This is a genomic window from Pseudonocardia sp. DxW (genome assembly GCF_058448985.1).
Genome location: NZ_JBZFLK010000006.1, coordinates 196,550 through 214,501 on the forward strand (window position 1 = coordinate 196,550; position 17,952 = coordinate 214,501).

The window sequence follows — 17,952 nt, forward strand, 5'->3', positions numbered from 1 at the left end:
GATAGTTCAACGACCCTTCCTGGAGGGACCGATGGCCAGCACGGCAGCGAAGCCCGCGATCATCACCTGTGCACCGACCGGCGCGATCCACACCCCGACCATGTCGCCGGCGCTCCCGGTGACCCCGGAGGAGATCGCCGAGGCGAGCCTGGCCGCGGCCGGGGCGGGTGCGGCGATCGCGCACCTGCACGTCCGTGACCCGCACGACGGCCGCCCGGTCCAGGATCCCGGCCTGTTCAAGGAGGTCCTGGCGATCATCAAGGACCGCTCCGACGTGGTCATCAACCTGACCACCGGCGGCAGCCCGCAGATGACCGTCGACGAGCGGATCGCGCCCGCCGTGCAGCTCGCCCCGGAGCTCGCCTCGCTCAACATGGGCTCGATGAACTTCGGGCTGTTCCCGATGCTCAACCGGTTCCCCGAGCTGAAGCACGACTGGGAGCACGCGCACCTGAGCAACAAGGACATCGTCTTCAAGAACACCTACGCCGACATCGAGCGGATCCTCAAGCTCTGCGGCGACCAGGGCACCCGCTTCGAGTTCGAGTGCTACGACACCGCGCACCTGTACAACCTGGCGTCGATGCTGGACCGTGGGCTGGTCCGGCCGCCGCTGTTCGTGCAGACGGTGTTCGGGCTGCTCGGCGGGACCGGCGCGGACCTGGAGGACCTGGCGCACATGCGCCGGACCGCGCACCGGCTCTTCGGTGACGACGTCGAGTGGTCGGTGCTCGGGGCGGGCTCGGCCCAGATGCGGCTCGGCACCATCGCGCTGACCCTCGGCGGCAACGCCCGGGTCGGCCTCGAGGACTCGCTGTGGGACGGCCCCGGCACGCTCGCGGAGTCCAACGCCGCGCAGGTCGAGCGGATCACCGCGATCGCCCGACTGCTGCACCGCGAGGTCGCGACCCCGGCCCAGGCACGGGCCCGGCTGGACCTGCGAGACTCGGTGGGCAGCTGACCGACGAAGGAGACCATCCGATGACCGCGAGCGGCCCGTCCCCCGACCTCGGTGGAGAGTTGCTGTCGGACAAGGTCAAACGCCTCGTCCTCGACCGCATCATCCACGGGCACTACAAGCCGGGGGAACGGGTCGTGGAGTTCCAGCTCGCGAAGGAGCTCGGGTTCAGCCAGTCGCCGGTGCGCGACGCGCTGCGCGAGCTCGCCGCGATCGGCGTCATCACCATGCACCCCCGCCGCGGCGCCCGGGTGCGGATGCCGAGCGCCAAGGAGCTCGCCGACGTCAGCCAGGTGCGCGCCGAGATCGACGCGCTCGCCGCACGGCTGGCCGCCGACCGGCTGTCCGCGGCAACCGTCGCCACCCTGGAGGAGCTGGTCGACCGGATGCTCGACCGGCTCGCCGACGGCGACTTCCCGGCCGTCACCGAGGCCGACGTGCGGTTCCACCAGCTGATCGTGCAGGCGTCCGGGAACCGGGCCCTGGAGCAGACCTTCGAGCAGCTCGCGCCGTTCGCCAGGACGTTCCTCACGCTGACCCTGCCCGACGTCGACGTGCACGAGATCCTCCTGGAGCACCGGGAGATCCTCACCGCGCTGACCGCACCGGACCCGGACGGCGCGGCCGACGCCGCCCGCAGGCACCAGCTGCACGTCCGGTCCCTGATGCTGAGCCGTGCGGCGACCGAGGACGGCGACCAGCTCGCCGCCGCCCGCACCTCCTGACCGGACGGGTCGCGGCGGGCCGCCCGGCGGTCGTCCCACCGACGAGGTCCACGACGATCAATCGATTATCGATAAAACGTTGCCGCTCCATCGCACACCTTGGTAGCTTTCGATTATCGATAGATGTAGTGGTCGCCATGACCGCATCACCCGGTCGGCCGGCGCCGCCCCGCTTCGCGGAGCGCGGCCTGCGGCACACCCGACGACGTGGAGCCACGATGACCGACACCATGCAGGCCCTGGTGGTCCTGGAACCCGGCGTTCTGGAGATCCAGGAGCAGCCGGTTCCCGAGCCCGGCCCGAACGAGGTGCTCGCCCGGGTGCGCTCGACCTCGATCTGCGGCACCGACGCGCACCTGATCAACGGTGACTACCCGGGCTTCTGGCCGCCGGCGTTCCCGTTCACCCCCGGCCACGAGTGGGCGGGCGACATCGTCGCACTGGGCCCGGGCGTCGCCGAGCTGGGCTGGGCGGTCGGCGACCGGGTCGCCGGCACCAGCCACAACGCCTGCGGCGTCTGCCAGAAGTGCGTGGAGGGCCGCTACAACCTCTGCGAGAACTACGGCAGGCCCGGCCTGCACGCCCAGTACGGGCACAACCACCAGGGCGTCGACGCCACCTACGCGGTGCACAACGTCAAGTGCATCTTCCGGCTCCCCGAGACCGTCTCCTACGATCTCGGCGCCGTCATCGACCCGGCCAGTATCGCGCTGCACGTCGCCCGGCGCGGCAACATCGAGCCGGGCGACACCGTCGTCGTCACCGGGGCGGGCGCGATCGGCATGCTCGCCGCGGACGGTGCGCGGATCTGCGGGGCCGCCCGCGTGATCGTGGTCGGCCGCGGCTACCGGCTGGACAAGGCCGCCGCGCTCGGCTCGGAGACGGTGGACTCCGAGGCGGGCGATCCGGTCGCCGCGGTCCGCGAGCTCACCGGGGGTCTCGGCGCGGACGTCGTGCTGGAGTGCGCCGGGGTCCCGCAGACCCTCGGCTGGGCGATGGCGATGCTGCGCCGCGGCGGCCGGTGCGCGATGGTCGGCATCCCCACCGAGGACGTGCTGCTCGCCTGCAAGCCGCTCGTCCTCGACGAGCTGGAGCTGGTCGGCTCGCGCGCCTCGGCCGGCGAGATGCGGCGGGTCATCCCGTTCGTCGCCGACGGCCGGATGCAGGCCGCCGAGCTGATCACCCACCGGTTCCCGCTCGCCGAGTACGAACAGGCCCTGGCCACGTTCAACGACCGGGCCAGCGGCGCGATCAAGATCATCGTCAATCCCTGATCCGGGCCGACCACGCGAAGGGACGGGATCGACGCCGATGTCCGTGTACCACCGCCCGCGAAGCCTGCCGGACGCGCTCGCGGCGCTCGCCGAACCGGGTGCCCGGGCGCTGGTCGGCGGCACCGACCTGCTGGTCGGGCTGCGGCACGGCACCGTCGTGCCGACCGTGATCGTCGACCTGAAGGCGCTCGACGACCTGCCCGATCCACTGCGGGTCACCGACGACGGGATCTCCGTCGGGCCGACCCTCACCCTCGGCGAGCTGGTCGCCGATCCGGCCGTGCAGGAGTGGTTCCCGGCGCTCGTCGAGGCCGCCCGCACCGTCGGTTCGGTCGCCATCCGGAACCGGGCCAGCCTGGTCGGCAACCTGTGCAACGCCTCTCCGGCCGCGGACACCGCGCCCGCCCTGCTGGTGCACGACGTCTCGGTCACCATCACCTCGCCCGGCGGCTCCCGCACCGTCGCACTGGCCGAGTTCTTCCACGGGCCGCGGCGCACCGCCTGCGGCCCCGGCGAGCTGGTCACCGGGCTGACGATCGGGCGTCCCGCGCCCGGCTCCGGCTCGGCGTTCCAGCGGCTCACCCGGCGCCGCGGCGTGGATCTCGCGACCGTCGGCGTCGCCGCCGCGGTCGACCGGTTCGGTTCGGTGACCCTCGGGCTCAGCGCCGTCGCGCCCACCCCGCTGCGGGTCCCCGTCGACGGGACCGTCGACGCGGCACTCGGCGCCGCCACCCCGATCTCCGACGTCCGGGGCGGGCAGGTCTACCGCACCGCGATGCTGCGGGTCCTCGCCCGCCGCGCGATCGACACCGCCACCGACCGCCGACGCCTCCAGGAGGTGACCCCGTGACCGCACCGACCTCACCGACCGCAGGGCCGACAGGGGCAGCAGGCAGCCAGCGCGTCACCGTCACGGTCAACGGGACGCGGCACACCCTCGCCGTCCCGGCGCACCGCACCCTGCTGGAGGCGCTGCGTGACGAGCTGGACCTGCCCGGTTCCAAGAGCTGCTGCACCGAGGGCGAGTGCGGGGCGTGCACCGTGCTGCTCGACGGCCGCGCCGTCAACGCCTGCCTGGTGCTGTGCCTGGAGGTCGAGGGCCACGAGGTGACCACGATCGAGGGCCTGTCCCGGGACGGCCTGACCGACCTGCAGCAGGAGTTCCTCGCCGCGGGCGCCGTGCAGTGCGGCTTCTGCATCCCCGGCCAGGTCGTCTCCGCCGAGTACCTGCTGCGCACCACCCCGGACCCGACCGAGCCACAGATCCGCGACGCGCTCGCCGGGAACCTCTGCCGCTGCGCCGGCTACCAGCGGATCGTCTGCGCGGTCCGGGCGACCGCCGACCGGCGGGCGGCCGCCGATGACTGACGTCCGCGAGCACGCGACCGGGCACCCGGCCGCCGACCCGCACCGGGAGGTCGGCGCACCGGTGCTGCGCTACGGCGGCGCCGACCGCACCACCGGCGCCCAGCGCTTCCTCGCCGACCTGCCGTTCCCCGGCGCCGCCCAGGTCGCGCTGGTGTCGGTGCCGGTCGGCTCGGCCCGGATCGACGCCGTCGACACGTCCGCCGCGCTCGCCGTGCCCGGCGTGGTCGCGGTGCTCACCGCCGCCGACCTGCCCGATCCGATGCCCCGGTTCGGGATCTCGCACCGGGACCGCCCGGTGCTGGCGACCGGCCGGGTCACCTACCACGGCGAGCCGGTCGCGGCGGTCGCCGCCGAGACCCTGGACGCCGCCCGCGAGGCGGCCCGGGCGGTCCGGATCGACTACACCGAGCTGCCCGGCGTCTACACCCTGGACGACGCGCTGGCCCCGGACGCACCGCTGGTCCAGGACCCGTCGGTCCGCCCGGACGGCGATCCGCTCGCCGGGGGCAACGTCCTCGAACACGTCCACTACGGCTGGGGCGGGGCCGCCCCCGAACCCGGCGCCGACACAGTCACAGATACCGAGCTGGTCGTCGAGGACGTCTACACCTTCCCGATGGTCACCCACTTCCCGATCGAGCCGGGCGGCACCGTCGTCGTGCCGACCGACCAGGGCGGGCTCGACGTCTACTCCCCCGTCCAGCACCCCTACCTGCTGCAACGCACGATCGCCGCGCTCGTCGACCTCCCGCTGAGCCGGGTCCGGGTGGTCGCGCCGGATCCCGGCGGCGGCTTCGGCGGCAAGCAGAACCCGCGGTTCGAGCCGCTGCTGGCCCATCTCGCACTGCGCACCGGACGCACCTGCCGGCTGGTGCTGTCGCTGGAGGACACGTTCCGGTCGATGCGCCGGGCCGGCTGCCGGGTGCACGCCCGCACCGGCTTCACCGCCGACGGCGCGATCACCTTCCACGACGTCCGGGCCGACTACCAGATCGGCGCCTACGCCGACGTCGCGCCTCGGGTGATGACCAAGGGCAGCTACGTCGCGGCCGGCCCGTACCGGATCCCGTCGGTGCGCATCGAGGGCCGCGCGGTGCTGACCAACACCACGCCGAGCACCGCGTTCCGCGGGTTCGGCAGCCCGCAGGTCTGCTGGGCCACCGAGAACCAGCTCGACGCCGCCGCCCGCCGGCTCGGCATCGACGGCCTGCAGATCCGGCGCCGCAACCTGGTCGCCCGCGGCGAGGAGTTCATCCGCGGCGGGTCGCCCGCCGCCGCCGACGGCGACTGGCGCCAGGCCCTGGACAAGGCCGCCGAGCTCGTCGGCTGGCACGAGCCGCCCGCGCCGAACCGGGGCCGCGGCATCGCCGTCGGCATCAAGCCCGGTGCGACGTCCGGGCTGTCGCAGAGCCTGGTCCGGCTGCTGTCCGACGGCAGCGCCATCGCCTACGCCGGCACCTCCGACATGGGCCAGGGCGCCCGCACGCTCTGGCAGCAGATCCTCGCCGACGAGCTGGGCGTCGGGCTGGACCGGGTCACCGTGGTCAGCGGCGACACCGCCACCGTCCCGTTCGACCTGCAGACCTCGGCGAGCCGGTCGACGGTGTTCATGGGGACGGCGGTGCTGCGCGCCTGCCGGGACGTGCGCCGGCAGGTGCTGGAGCTGTTCGCCGAGACCACCGGCACCCCGGAGGAGCTGCTCGACCACGCAGCCGGGGTGCTGCTCACCCCGGACGGGGAGCTGCCACTCGCCGACGCCGCCCGCACCGCGCTCGGCTCGCTGCACGGCGAGTTCATCGGGCAGGGCACCCGGCGGCTGCGCGGCCGCGCCGGGCACCCGCTCGGCGGCGACGCCGCGTTCTACGAGTTCAACGCCACCGCGATCGAGGTCGAGGTGGACCAGGAGACCGGCGAGCTGCTGCTGACCCGGCACGTCACCGTCGGCGACGCCGGCGCCGAGCTGAACCCGCTGCAGGTCGTCGCGCAGGACGAGGGCGCCGCGATCATGGGCCTCGGGCACAGCCAGATGGAGCAGCTGCTGCTCGACGAGCACGGCCGGATCCGGAACCTGGGCGCGCTCGACTACCGGATCCCCACCTTTCAGGACGTGCCGCTCGATCTCGTCTCGGCGGCGATCGAGAACCACGACGGACCCGGCCCGTACGGCTCCAAGGGCATCAGCGAGGGCGCCCTGCTCTGCACCGCCGGCGCGCTCGGGGCCGCGGTCGCCGACGCGACCGGGGTCGTCATCCGCGATCTGCCGCTCACCCCGGAACGGGTGTGGACGGCCCTGCACACCGAACCGGCCGACTGACCGGACCCGGGTCCCCACGGCCCAGCCAGCACGTCGTCAACGAAGGAGTTCACGATGTCCCGCACCCCCGTCGTCTGTCTCGCCGGAACCCTGGACACCAAGGGAACGGAGTACGCCTACGTCCGCGACGCGCTCGTCGCCGCTGGGGTGGACGTGCTCGTCGTCGACTGCGGTGTCCTCGGCGAGCCCTACATCACGCCGGACGTCCCGGCCTCGGAGATCGCGTCGCGGGCCGGCATCGATCTGGCCGACTTCACGCAGAGCGTCGAGGGCGCCGGTGGCCGGACCCTGGCGGTCAGCAAGATGAGCGAGGGCCTCCGCTCGCTGCTCTCCGAGCTCGCCACCGAGGGCCGGATCGACACCGTGCTCGGGCTCGGCGGCACCGGCGGCACCGACCTGCTCAGCGGTGCGTTCAAGAACCTCGAGATCGGCGTGCCGAAGCTCATCGTGTCCACGATGGCGTCGAACAACACCCGGCCCTACGTCGGCCACTCGGACATGATGATGATGAACGCGGTCACCGACATCGCCGGGCTGAACCGGATCTCCAAGCAGGTCCTGATCAACGCCGCGCACGCGGCCGCCGGGATGGCGCGGGGTTACGAGACGACCCGCTCGCACGCCCGGGCCAGCAAGCCGCTGATCGCGGTGTCGATGTTCGGTGTGACCACGCCCGGCGTGATGCGGATCCGGGAGAAGCTGGAGGCCGGCGGCTTCGAGGTGGTCACCTTCCACGCCGTCGGCGAGGGCGCCGGGATGGAGCACCTGATCGACTCCGGCGCGATCGACGGGCTGATCGACTACACGCTGCCCGAGATCCTCAACCACTGGAACCGGGGGATCTTCGACCCGGGCTGCGAGCGGATGGACGCCGCGATCCGGGCCGGGATCCCGCAGGTCGTGGTGCCCGGCGCCGCCGAGTGCTTCAACTTCGGCGCCCGCGACACGGTGCCCGCCGAGTTCGACACCGACGAGCGCAACATCATCATCCACAACCCGAACGTCACCTCGCTGCTGGCCACCGCCGACGAGATGCGTCGGCTCGGCGAGTACGTGGCCGATCACGTCAACCGGGCCACCGGGCCGGTCGCCGTCGGGATCCCGACCGACGGCCTGGACAACTACTTCCGGTCCGGCAGCCAGTGGCACGGCGTCGACGTCACCCCGCTGCTCGACGCGCTGCGGGCCGGCCTGGACCCGTCGGTCGAGGTCGTCGAGCGGCACACCAACATCAACGACCCGGAGTTCGCGGACGCCGTCCACGAGCTGTTCATGAAGCAGTGGGCCCGCCGCAGCGAGCTCACCGCCGCCGCCGCGGGCTGATCCCCTCCCGCCGGTCAACGAGGAAGGCCGCCGCCCATGACCCGTCTGCTCCTGTTGCGCCACAGCGAGGTCGCCTCGCACCGGGGCGACGTCCCGATCACCGACGACGGCATCCGGATCGCCACCGAGGCCGGGGCGCGGCTGGGCGCCCGGGAGGCCGGGCCGATCCGGATCGTCAGTGGGGAGACCCGCCGGGCGCGGGAGACGGCGGCCGCGATCGCCGCGGGTGCCCGCGGCTGCGGTGCCGCCGTCGTCGAGGACGGGGTGGCCTTCGCGCTGCGCAACCCGGACCTCTACCTGGCGGGCGTCCGGGTCGACATGGTGAGCAGTGCGGAGCGGTTCGCCGTGCAGGTCCCCGGGTTCGACGAGGCCGACGTGCGTAAGGTCCGGTTCTTCGACGACTGGCTGACCGTGCCCGACCGGGTCGGCTGGTGGGTGGCGCACCAGGACCCGCCCGGCGACACCGCCGCCGCCGTCGCCACCCGGATCCGGGCGTTCGCCGGCAGCTTCGCCGACCGGCCCGACCGAGCGGGCCTGGCCGTCGCCGTCACCCACTCGCCGGTGCTGCGGGCCTGCGCGCTGGCGCTCACCGGGACCGATCCCGGGGAGCCGGCGTGGGTGTCCGGGCTGCAGGCGCGGGTGCACGAGGACCGGTCGGTCACGATGGAGCTGCTCCCGCAGGCGCCCTGAGCGGGACCGCGCGGGAGTAGGTTGGCGCGCCCCACCACCACGACCCGCCCGGAGGCACCGTGCGCACCCCGCAGGACGTCCTCGCCCCGCTCACCGACAGCGCCCTGTTCCTCACCCTCACCGTCCGGCCCGGGCACGAGGCGACCGCGCACGACTTCCTGCCCGATCTCGACGGGCTGGTGCGGTCGGTCGCGTTCCCGCACCCGCGGGAGGACCTGACCTGCGTGCTCGGGATCTCCTCCGACGCGTGGGACCGGCTGCTGTCCGGCCCGCGCCCGGCCGACCTGCACCCGTTCCGGGAGATCGCCGGTGACCGGCACACCGCCCCGGCGACCGCCGGCGACCTGTTGCTGCACCTGCGCTCGACCCGGCCCTACCCCTGCTTCGAGCTGGGCAGGCGGGTCGTCGCCGCGCTGGGGCCCGCGGTGGAGGTGGTCGACGCGGTGCACGGGTTCCGCTACTTCGACCGGCGCGACCTGCTCGGCTTCGTCGACGGCACGGCGAACCCGACCGGCGACGACGCGGCCCGCTCCGCCCTGGTCGGCGACGACGACCCGGAGTTCGCCGGGGGCTCCTACCTGGTCGTCCAGAAGTACCTGCACGATCTCGCCGCCTGGACCGCGAAGCCGGTCGAGGACCGGGAGGCGTCGGTCGGCAGGCAGATGCTGGAGAACATCGAGATCCCGGACGACGAGAAGGCCCCCGACTCGCACGTCGCGCTCACCACGATCACCGACCCGGACGGCTCCGAGCGCGACATCGTCCGGGACAACATGCCGTTCGGGTCGATCGGGCGCGCCGAGTACGGCACCTTCTTCGCCGGGTACGCCGCCGATCCGTCGGTCACCGAACGGATGCTGACCCGGATGTTCGTCGGCGAGCCGGCCGGGACGACGGACCGGCTGCTGGAGGTGTCGACGGCCGTCACCGGCGGGCTGTTCTTCGTCCCGCCGGCCGAGCTGCTCGACGATCCCCCGCCGCTCCCGGAGCCCGGGCCGGCGGCCGCCGCCGGTGCCGGGCCGGCAGCCGGTGCCGGTGCCGGGCCGGCAGCCGGTGCCGGGTCGCTCGGCATCGGCGGGCTCCGGGCCGGGCCGGGCTAGCGGGTCACCGTGGTGACCACCACGGCGGCGCTCGCGGCGGTGTGCGGGTCGGGCTCGGCGCCCGCCTCCAGCACGTCGACGACGCGCTGCCGCAGCTCGGTCTCGTGCGCCGAGCCGGTCGAGGGCAGCCGGGTCGTCGGGATCAGCCCGAGCAGGCGCTTGCGCTCGCGGCGGATGAACCCCCGCTGCAGCAGCCGCTCGGACAGCGGCGTCCACAGGTCGCCGAGCTCGGCGAGCACGTAGATCAGCGTGCCCGCCCCGGCCGGGGAGCCCGACCTGTCGTCGAGCATCAGCAGCAGGGTGTCCTCGACGATCAGCGTGTCGTCCCGCATGTCCTCCGCCTCCTGTGGGGCCTGTCCCTCGCGCCCTGGACCCAGTCGACACCATGCCGCTGCGGCACGGTCAAGCCGCGCGCACCGATCGGGTCTGAGCCCGGTCCACAGCGTCTCGGCGTCGAGCACCCGGTTGCGGCGCAGGGTGAGCAGCCGTTCGGTCGCGGCCAGCGCCCCCGCGACGAGCAGGGTCGCGTTCAGCCAGGCCGGCAGCGACACCGGTGAGGTGAACGTGCCGACGAGCTCGGCGATCCGGGGCTGCGCGGTGATCAGCTCGAGCCCCTGCGGCACCGCCAGCACCAGGTTGACGGCCAGGATCAGCACCGCGGTCACCGCGATCGCCCGGCTCACCCCGGGCCGGCGCCGGGCCAGCCGGGCGCGCCGGTGCTCCAGGGTGCCGGGCACCGGGCTCAGCCGGCGCTCGGGCCCGGAGTCGGGGACCAGGTGGATCCGGGTGATCCCGTAGAGGCCGGCGTCGACCTCGATCCGGCCGCCCGGGACCGGGAGCCGGGCCGGCATCTCGGCCGTCGCCACCCGGCGTCCGTCGAGGTGCAGCCGGGCGTCCCAGCCGGCGCCGATGTCGATCTCGACCGTCCAGGTCGCCGGGCGGCCGTCCAGGCCGGGATGGCCGATCTCGTAGAGGAACCGGTGCAGGATCTCGTGGCGCCGCAGCGGGCGCAGCCGCTCGCCGCTCACGGCGCCGCCGGCCCCAGCGCGCTGCCGGGCGGCAGCGGCATCGGCGCCAGCCGGTAGACGGGCGGCTCGGTGCCGTGCAGGTGCCGCACCAGGTAGTCCCAGGTCCGGCGCTGCACGTGGTGCATCGTCAGCAGCAGCGAGTGCTCCCCACCGGGGACGATCAGCAGGTCGACGTCGCGATCGGCGTCGATCAGCGCGTTCACCAGGCGCAGCGTGTGGTACGGGTGCACGTTGTCGTCGAGCTCGCCGTGGATCAGCAGGAGCTTGCCGGTCGGGCCGGCCGCGATGGCCGGCGTGGAGATCGCCTGCCTGCCCTCCTCGCTGACGTCGCCGTGGTACTGCTCGGCCCACATCGGCAGGTAGAAGCCCGGATCGTGGTTGCCGGCCACGGACACCCCGACCGAGAAGAAGTCCGGGTGCGCCAGCAGCGCCCGCGCGGTGGCGTACCCGCCGCCGGAGTGCCCGGTGATCCCGACCCGGCCGGTGTCCAGCCACGGGTACCGGTGCCCGAGCTCGCGGATCGCGGCGATGTGGTCGTCCAGCGCGCCGTCGGCGAGGTTGCCGTAGGAGTGGTCGTGGAACGCCTTGCTGCGCCCGGCGGTGCCGCGCCCGTCGATGGCGACGACGGCGAACCCGAGCGCGGCGAACGCCTCCGGCTCACCGGAGTGCGGCGAGTCGAACCCCGGCCCGGCCCGGTACACCTGCGGCGCACCGTAGATGTGCTCGACGATCGGGTAGCGCCGCTCCGGGTCGAAGCCGTGCGGGCGCCACAGCAGGCCGTACACCGGGGTGCGCCCGTCGGCGGCGGTCGCGGTGAACCGCTCCGGCGGCGACCAGCCGAGCGCGGCCAGTGCCTCGGTGCCCGGCGCCTCCAGCTCGACCAGTACCTGCCCGTCGCCGCCGAGCACCCGCGAGCGCGGGGCCACCGACACCGACGACGCCCGGTCCACCAGGTAGCCGCCCTCCGGCGGGCTGGTCGCGTCGTGATCGAGGTCGTCGTCGGTGAGCCGGGTGAACCCGCTGCCGTCCAGCCCGATCCGGCAGATCTGCCGCAGGTAGGGGTCGTCGTCGACGAGCCCGGCGGCGACGAACCACAGCTGCCTGCGCTCCTCGTCGACCCACAGCACCGAGCGGACCGGCCACTGGCCGCGGGTCACCCGGGTGACCTCCGAGCCGTCGGCGGAGTACAGGTAGAGGTGTCCCCAGCCGTCGCGCTGGGACCACCAGAGGATCTCCCCCGAGTCCAGCACCCGCGCCATCGGCGGGTCGCCGAGCTGCGGGGTCGGGTCGACCCGGGTCTCGCCGGTCTCCCGGACCAGGACGGTGGTCTCGCCGGTGCCGGGATCGAACCGGTGCAGCTCCAGCGCGCGGGCGTCGCGCGGCGCGCGCAGGAAGTGCACGGCCTCGCCCTTCTCGCCGGTCCACCAGGCGTAGACCAGCGCGGTCGGGTGCACGATGGTGGCCGGCTCGTCCTGCTGGCGGACGATCGTGCGCTCCGCGACGTCGATGACGTTCCAGGTCATCGTCGCCTGGGCATCGTCGCCGGGCATCGGATAGCGGTAGCGGTGCTCGACCGGGCGCCCGCCGCCGGGCGGGGACGACTCGACCAGCACCTGCTCGGGCAGGCCGCGCTGGTCGAGCCGGTGCACGAGGATCCGGGTGGAGTCCGGCGACCAGGTCAGCAGCCCGAACGGGGCCAGCCCGAACGCCCGCATCAGCGCCCGCCCGCTCATCGGGTCGGGCAGGCTGCCGTACTCGTGGCCGGGCTCGGCGTCGTCGGTGAGCGCGATCTCCTCGCCGTCGTCGCGGTTGCGGACGTGCACGTTGCCGTCCCGGGTGAACGCGACCCACCTGCCGTCCGGGGAGACGATCTCGCCGGGTGCGACGGCGTCGTCGTCGACCCGGACGCACTCGCCGCCGCCGTCGGACCACTCCCAGCGCTGCTCGAACGCGGTGAACCGGACGACGTCGTCGGCGCGGCCGGGGAGATCGAACTCGACGTGCTGCAGCGGCAGCGCGTCGGCCTGCACCGGGTGCCCGGAGGCGGTGGACAGCGCGGCGGCGAGCCGGTCGTGGTCGAACGCGGGCCGGCGGACGCCCTCGGCCGGATCGACCAGCAGGTGGCGGTCGGCGATCCGGTAGCGGAAGCGGGCGCCGCCGCGCTGCCACTGCGGCCGCACCGCCGGTACCTTCCGCGACCGGTAAGGCAGCAGCATCTGCTCGGCGCGGGCGTAGTCGGACTCGGTGAGCCGGGTCATGTCGGGCGTCCCCCTCGCTGTGGTCACGCGTCACGGTGTTCACGCGTCATGTCGTCACGCTCGACGGGACACCCGGCCGCCGCGGCACACTCAAGGTGATGTGACGCAGGCCACTCGATGGTCGGGCGTAATCTTGGACCTGGTCGTTCGTCCGAGTTGGTTGGAGGGATCCCGATGGCACACGTCCCCGCGGTGGACCGCGAGAAGGAGATCGTCGCGGCCGCGATCCGGGTGCTGAGCCGGGCCGGGGTCGCCGGGGCCACCACCCGGGCGGTCGCGGCCGAGGCCGGCATCCCGCTGGGCACGCTGCACTACGTGTTCCCGTCCAAGGACCGGATGCTCATGGCCGTGGTCGATGCGGTCGCGGACGAGGTGCTGGACACCGTGCGCCGCGGCATGGATCCCGGCCGCGGGGTGGCGCACGCACTGCGGCACGGCGTCAGCACGTTCTGGGAGACCCTGGTCGAGGACCGGGTCGGGCTGCAGATCATGCAGTACGAGCTGGCGATGTACTCGGCCCGCCGGACCGGCGCCGGGGACTCCGGGTCGCTCGGCCGGTCCCAGGTCCGGCGCTATACCGGCCTGGTCGGCGAGCTGTGCGAGCAGGCCGCGCGGGCGGCCGGTGAGCGCTGCGCGGTCGACGCCGACACGCTGGGCCGGCTGCTGCTCGCAGTGCTGGACGGCCTGGTGGTCCAGTACGTCGCCGATCCCGACGCCGGGCGGGCCCGGCGCGATCTCGACCGTGCGACGGCCATGCTGGTCGGCTACGCCGATCCGCGCCCGATCGGCGCGCCGATCCCCTCCTGACCGCCGGTTGCCGGGCCGCGATCCGCTGGTCTACCGCCGACTCGGTCGGTTGACCGAGTCAACTTCGGAGGTGGCGATGGAGGAGGTGGACGTCGTGGTGATCGGCGCCGGGCTGTCCGGCCTGGTCGCCGCGCGGGAGCTGCACCGGCGGGGCGTCGACGTGCTCGTCCTGGAGTCGGCCGACCGGCCGGGCGGGCGCGCGCTGACCGAGACCACCGCGCTCGACTCCCGGGTCGATCTGGGCGGCCAGTGGATCGGCCACGGCCACCACCGGATCACCGCGCTGGCGGCCGAGCTCGGCGCGACCTCGTTCCGGATGCACACCGGGACACGGCCCACGGTGCTCGACGGCGGCCGGGCGCTCCCGGCGGCCGCGCCGCCGGTGCTCGTCGCCGGGCTCGCGCTCGCCGGGATCGAGCTGCTCTCCCGCACCGGCGTCCCGCGGCGGGCCGGCGACCACACGCTGCGGTCGCTGCTGGACCGGGTGCCCGGGCGCACCGCGCGCCGGCTGCTGGAGGTCGCGCTGTCCGCAGCGTGGACCGCCGATCCGGACCGGTTCTCGGTCCGGGCGATGACCCGGATGGTGCGCAGCCAGGGCGGGCTGCGCGCCGCGCTGGGCACCCGCGGCGGCGCCCAGCACACCCTGCTCGTCGAGGGGATGGGTGCGCTGGTCGACGGTCTGGCCGCCGGACCCGGGGAGCGGCTGCGGCTCGGGGAGCGGGTCGTCGCGGTCACCGACGACGGGACGGGCGTCACCGTGCACACCGCCACCGGCCCGGGCAGCGGCACCGTGCGGGCCGGGCGGGTGGTGGTCACCGCACCCCCGCCGACGGCCGCCCGGATCCGGTTCGATCCGCCGCTCCCACCGGAGCGCGCCGCGCTCGGGACGGACCTGTACATGGGTTCGGTGCACAAGGCGATCGCGGTCTACGAGCGCCCGTTCTGGCGGGACCGCACCAGCGCGGAGCTGCTGGTCCTGGATCCCCCTGGCCGGGCGGTGTTCGACAGCGGACCGCCGGACGGGCCGGGGCACCTGTGCGTGCTCGTCGCCGGTCCGGCGGCACGGGAGATCGACGGCCTGGACCCGGCCGAGCGCCGCGAGCGGCTGCTCGGGCCGCTCGCCGCGCACCTCGGCGAGCAGGTGCGCGAGCCGGTCGGCTGGCACGAGAAGTCCTGGCACCTCGACGAGCACGCGGGCGGCGGCTATCTCGCGCTCCCGCTGCCCGGCACCACCGACGGGTTCCCGCCGGTCCCGTCCGCACCGGTGGGGAACGTGCACTGGGCGGGCAGCGAGACCTCCGCCGGGCATCCCGGCTACCTGGAGGGTGCGGTCGCGGCCGGCCTGCGGGTGGCCGGCGAGCTGCATGATCACCGTCCCGGTGCGTGACACCGCGGAATCCGCGGCCCTGCGCACCACGACGGCGATCTTCCGTGCGCGGGGCGGTAGCGTCACGGGATGAGTGACGTCGGGACGGTCGCGGCCCGGGCGCTGTACGAGACCCGCAACGGCGGGACGGCGGTACTCGGCTCCGACAGCGGGGCCCGCGCCGTCGTGCAGTGGATCTGCTTCGGACCGCGGGGCTACGTGTTCGAGGTACCCGATCCGGCCAAGCACCGCCCCGGGTGGCTGCAGCGCTCGGTCGGGCGGCTGCTCGGCCGGGCCGACGCCGATCCGCCCGGCCTGGACGAGCGCCAGGTCCGCGGCCTGGAGGCGCTCGGCTTCGTCCCGGGCGAGCACGGCCACGAGCGAGAGCTGCGGGCCGGCGAGCTCGGCCAGGACGGGCTGGTGCATCTCGTCGTCGGCGCGCTGGAGGCGGTCGGCCTGGACGGCGATCCGCTGTCCTGCGAGGTCTTCGACACCTGATCTTCCGGCGATCCCGGAAAGATCCTCACCGGACCCTGTTCACTCGTCGGACGGTCGCAGCAGGTCCGACAGCGCCGCGCAGGACTCGCGCAGCGCGTCCAGGCCGGCGCTCACCACCGGCCGGTGCTGTGACCCGGCGCGGACCGCGGCGATCACCCGGCGGATCGGCATCGGCGGCGCCCCGATCCGCAGCCGCCGGGTGTCGTGCCGGGCCGGCAGGTCGGCCAGCCGCGGGACCAGCGCCACGCCGAACCCGTGGGACACCAGCGCGGCGCCGGTGTCCCACTCGTCGGCGAAGTGCGCGATGTCCGGCGCGAACCCGGCGCCGGCGCAGGCCAGGGTGACGAGCTGGTGGTAGGCCCGGCCGGGGTTGCTGCAGATCCAGCGGTCGGCCGCGACGTCGTTCAGCGCGACGTCGTCCCGACCGACCAGCGGATGGTCCGGCCCGACCAGCAGGTCCAGCGGCTCGTCGTAGAGCGTCCACTGCTCGAACGCCGGATCGGTCACCGGCGGGATGCCCGCCGTCGCCACCACCACGACGACGTCCGTCTCGTCGGCCGCGAGCAGCTCGAACGCCCGGGCCGGCTCGGTCTCGCGCAGCTGCAGCCGCACCGCCGGGTGGCTGCTGCGCAGCCGGTCGAGCGTCTGCGGGACGACCGCCGCGGCGGCCGTGGAGAACCCGCAGAACCGCAGCGCGCCGCCCATCTCGCCGTGCCGGTGCGCGTCCAGCTCGGCCCTGGCCCGCTCCCACTGCGCGGCCATGGTCTCGCCGTGCACCAGCAGGGTGCGCGCGGCCGGGGTGAGCCGCACCCCGCGCCCGTCCGGCTCCAGCAGGGTGACGCCGAGCTCGCGGGCCAGCGCCTGCATCTGGTGCGACGCCGCCGACGTCGTCATCCGGCAGACCTCGGCGGCGGCGGTCACGGTGCCGTGCCGGGCGATGGCCCCGAGCACCCGCAGTCGCCGGTCGATCATCTCGGAACTGTACAAGATCCCTAGTTCAACTCTGCGATGGACGTGAACGCTCCGCGTTCCGACACTGGCCCCCGTGAGCACCTACCACGCGATCGTCGTCGGGCTCGGCGGACTGGGGTCGGCGGCGCTGCACCGGCTCTCCCTCGAACACGGCCCGGGCGTGCTGGGCGTCGAGCAGTTCGAGCTGGGACACCACCGCGGCGCCTCCCAGGACCACTCCCGGATCATCCGGCTCGCCCAGCACCAGGAGCACTACGCGGCGCTCGCCGCGCCGGCGTACAAGGCGTGGGCCGAGATGGAGGCCGAGTCCGGGCAGCAGCTCGTCACCCGCACCGGCGGGCTGGTGATCGAGGACCGGATCGCCCGCGCCGGCACCGCGACCGGCACCCGCAACATCGAGGGCTACACCGCGATGTTCGACCGCTTCGGTGTCGGCTACGAGCTGCTCGACGCCGACGAGCTCGCCCACCGCTGGCCGCAGTTCCGGCCCGCGGGCGGTGAGCAGGCGCTCTACCAGTCCGAGTCCGGCATCGTCGACGCCGCCCGGGCGAACGCGGTGCACGTCGCGCTCGCCCGGGCGCACGGCGCCGCCGTCCGCACCCACACCCCGGTCCGCGCGATCCGCCCGGACGGCGACGGCGTCGCCGTCGTCACCGACGACGGGACGCTGCTCGCCGATCGCGTCGTCGTCACCAGTGACGCCTGGACCAACCAGGTGCTCGCCGGGACCGGCGTGACCCTGCCGCTGACCGTCCTGCAGGAGCAGGTCACCTACTACGCCACCCCGCACCTCGCGGAGTTCGCACCGGCCCGGTTCCCGGTGTTCATGTGGCACGGCGAGCACAACTTCTACGGCTTCGGCGTCTACGGCGAGGTCGCCACCAAGCTCGGCCAGCACATGGGCGGGCACGAGACCACCGCCGACGACCGCTCCTTCGAGCCCGATCCGGTGCGCCGCGACCGCTACGCGCGGTTCCTCGACCGGCACCTCCCCCGGTTCGGCGGGCCGGAGCTGTACTCGAAGACCTGCCTCTACACCGTCCCGCCGGACCAGGACTTCGTGCTCGACACCGTGCCGGGGCACCCGCAGATCGTGGTCGCCGTCGGGGCCGGGCACGCGTTCAAGTTCGCCGCGCTGATCGGCGGGCTGCTCGCCGACCTGGCGGCCGGTCGCGCACCCGCGCACCCGCTCGATGCCTTCTCGATCACCCGGCCGGCCCTCACCGATCCGGCCTTCCCGCGCAGCTTCCACACCTGAACCACCCCGGGAG

At 74.1% G+C, this 17,952-nt stretch carries 16 protein-coding genes; 13 read left to right on the forward strand and 3 right to left on the reverse strand.

Features of this window, described 5'->3' with window-relative positions; translation table 11 throughout:
• Positions 1-31 precede the first annotated feature (31 nt).
• The 9 genes from kce (at position 32) to ACVJO7_RS11675 (ending at position 9,752) form a co-directional block, all read left to right on the forward strand.
• Entirely contained in the window at positions 32-961 is a 930-nt protein-coding gene (gene kce / locus ACVJO7_RS11635; RefSeq protein ID WP_491672870.1) for a 3,5-dioxohexanoate:acetyl-CoA acetone transferase, read from the forward strand.
• A 20-nt stretch (positions 962-981) separates the two neighbouring features.
• Complete coding sequence (locus ACVJO7_RS11640) at positions 982-1,683, forward strand: GntR family transcriptional regulator (RefSeq protein ID WP_344020835.1); 702 nt, start codon at positions 982-984, stop codon at positions 1,681-1,683.
• Between the two features lie 218 nt (positions 1,684-1,901).
• Positions 1,902-2,957 carry a zinc-dependent alcohol dehydrogenase gene (locus ACVJO7_RS11645; protein ID WP_344020837.1) on the forward strand — a complete coding sequence of 352 codons (1,056 nt, stop codon included), beginning with the start codon at positions 1,902-1,904 and terminating at the stop codon, positions 2,955-2,957.
• A gap of 37 nt (positions 2,958-2,994) precedes the next feature.
• On the forward strand, positions 2,995-3,807 hold the full coding sequence (locus ACVJO7_RS11650; protein ID WP_491672871.1) for an FAD binding domain-containing protein: 813 nt from the start codon (positions 2,995-2,997) through the stop codon (positions 3,805-3,807).
• Positions 3,804-4,325 carry a (2Fe-2S)-binding protein gene (locus ACVJO7_RS11655; RefSeq protein WP_491672872.1) on the forward strand — a complete coding sequence of 174 codons (522 nt, stop codon included), beginning with the start codon at positions 3,804-3,806 and terminating at the stop codon, positions 4,323-4,325. The genes ACVJO7_RS11650 and ACVJO7_RS11655 overlap by 4 nt, the downstream gene beginning before the upstream one ends.
• The gene (locus ACVJO7_RS11660; RefSeq protein ID WP_491672873.1) at positions 4,318-6,639 is read left to right on the forward strand and encodes a xanthine dehydrogenase family protein molybdopterin-binding subunit; all 2,322 of its coding nucleotides are present in this window, start codon (positions 4,318-4,320) and stop codon (positions 6,637-6,639) included. Before ACVJO7_RS11655 ends, ACVJO7_RS11660 begins: the two co-directional genes overlap by 8 nt.
• Positions 6,640-6,693: 54 nt before the next feature.
• A complete protein-coding gene (locus tag ACVJO7_RS11665; RefSeq protein WP_491672874.1) occupies positions 6,694-7,962 on the forward strand; it encodes a Tm-1-like ATP-binding domain-containing protein in 1,269 nt (422 codons plus the stop codon).
• 36 nt (positions 7,963-7,998) lie between these two features.
• Entirely contained in the window at positions 7,999-8,652 is a 654-nt protein-coding gene (locus ACVJO7_RS11670; RefSeq protein ID WP_491672875.1) for a histidine phosphatase family protein, read from the forward strand.
• Positions 8,653-8,711: 59 nt separating this feature from the next.
• Positions 8,712-9,752, forward strand: coding sequence for a Dyp-type peroxidase (locus tag ACVJO7_RS11675; protein ID WP_491672876.1), 1,041 nt, complete (start codon positions 8,712-8,714; stop codon positions 9,750-9,752).
• Here the strand turns inward: ACVJO7_RS11675 and ACVJO7_RS11680 are convergent.
• Positions 9,749-10,780, reverse strand: coding sequence for a GPP34 family phosphoprotein (locus ACVJO7_RS11680; RefSeq protein ID WP_491672877.1), 1,032 nt, complete (start codon positions 10,778-10,780; stop codon positions 9,749-9,751). The genes ACVJO7_RS11675 and ACVJO7_RS11680 overlap by 4 nt on opposite strands.
• A complete protein-coding gene (locus tag ACVJO7_RS11685) occupies positions 10,777-13,065 on the reverse strand; it encodes a S9 family peptidase (RefSeq protein ID WP_491672878.1) in 2,289 nt (762 codons plus the stop codon). Before ACVJO7_RS11685 ends, ACVJO7_RS11680 begins: the two co-directional genes overlap by 4 nt.
• Before the next feature lie 147 nt (positions 13,066-13,212).
• On the opposite strand from ACVJO7_RS11685, the gene ACVJO7_RS11690 reads away from it, so the two are divergent.
• The 3 genes from ACVJO7_RS11690 (at position 13,213) to ACVJO7_RS11700 (ending at position 15,709) form a co-directional block, all read left to right on the forward strand.
• The gene (locus ACVJO7_RS11690; protein WP_344020857.1) at positions 13,213-13,845 is read left to right on the forward strand and encodes a TetR/AcrR family transcriptional regulator; all 633 of its coding nucleotides are present in this window, start codon (positions 13,213-13,215) and stop codon (positions 13,843-13,845) included.
• A 76-nt stretch (positions 13,846-13,921) separates the two neighbouring features.
• Positions 13,922-15,232 carry a flavin monoamine oxidase family protein gene (locus ACVJO7_RS11695; protein WP_491672879.1) on the forward strand — a complete coding sequence of 437 codons (1,311 nt, stop codon included), beginning with the start codon at positions 13,922-13,924 and terminating at the stop codon, positions 15,230-15,232.
• 69 nt (positions 15,233-15,301) lie between these two features.
• Positions 15,302-15,709, forward strand: coding sequence for a hypothetical protein (locus ACVJO7_RS11700; RefSeq protein ID WP_491672880.1), 408 nt, complete (start codon positions 15,302-15,304; stop codon positions 15,707-15,709).
• Positions 15,710-15,748: 39 nt separating this feature from the next.
• Here the strand turns inward: ACVJO7_RS11700 and ACVJO7_RS11705 are convergent, their stop codons facing one another.
• Positions 15,749-16,681 (reverse strand): LysR family transcriptional regulator, encoded by a 933-nt coding sequence (locus ACVJO7_RS11705; protein WP_491672881.1) that lies wholly within the window; start codon positions 16,679-16,681, stop codon positions 15,749-15,751.
• 73 nt (positions 16,682-16,754) lie between these two features.
• Between ACVJO7_RS11705 and solA the strand changes: the two genes are divergently transcribed.
• A complete protein-coding gene (gene solA / locus ACVJO7_RS11710) occupies positions 16,755-17,939 on the forward strand; it encodes an N-methyl-L-tryptophan oxidase (protein ID WP_491672882.1) in 1,185 nt (394 codons plus the stop codon).
• Positions 17,940-17,952 lie beyond the last annotated feature (13 nt).

What these genes read in the sequence shown, in the direction of transcription:
- ACVJO7_RS11660 (WP_491672873.1), top strand. Translation starts at nt 4,318, where the DNA reads ATGACTGACGTCCGCGAGCACGCGACCGGGCACCCGGCCGCCGACCCG.
- ACVJO7_RS11665 (WP_491672874.1), top strand. Translation starts at nt 6,694, where the DNA reads ATGTCCCGCACCCCCGTCGTCTGTCTCGCCGGAACCCTGGACACCAAG.
- ACVJO7_RS11670 (WP_491672875.1), top strand. Translation starts at nt 7,999, where the DNA reads ATGACCCGTCTGCTCCTGTTGCGCCACAGCGAGGTCGCCTCGCACCGG.
- ACVJO7_RS11695 (WP_491672879.1), top strand. Translation starts at nt 13,922, where the DNA reads ATGGAGGAGGTGGACGTCGTGGTGATCGGCGCCGGGCTGTCCGGCCTG.
- ACVJO7_RS11640 (WP_344020835.1), top strand. Translation starts at nt 982, where the DNA reads ATGACCGCGAGCGGCCCGTCCCCCGACCTCGGTGGAGAGTTGCTGTCG.
- ACVJO7_RS11690 (WP_344020857.1), top strand. Translation starts at nt 13,213, where the DNA reads ATGGCACACGTCCCCGCGGTGGACCGCGAGAAGGAGATCGTCGCGGCC.
- kce (WP_491672870.1), top strand. Translation starts at nt 32, where the DNA reads ATGGCCAGCACGGCAGCGAAGCCCGCGATCATCACCTGTGCACCGACC.
- ACVJO7_RS11705 (WP_491672881.1), bottom strand. Translation starts at nt 16,681, where the DNA reads ATGATCGACCGGCGACTGCGGGTGCTCGGGGCCATCGCCCGGCACGGC.
- ACVJO7_RS11700 (WP_491672880.1), top strand. Translation starts at nt 15,302, where the DNA reads ATGAGTGACGTCGGGACGGTCGCGGCCCGGGCGCTGTACGAGACCCGC.
- ACVJO7_RS11645 (WP_344020837.1), top strand. Translation starts at nt 1,902, where the DNA reads ATGACCGACACCATGCAGGCCCTGGTGGTCCTGGAACCCGGCGTTCTG.
- ACVJO7_RS11650 (WP_491672871.1), top strand. Translation starts at nt 2,995, where the DNA reads ATGTCCGTGTACCACCGCCCGCGAAGCCTGCCGGACGCGCTCGCGGCG.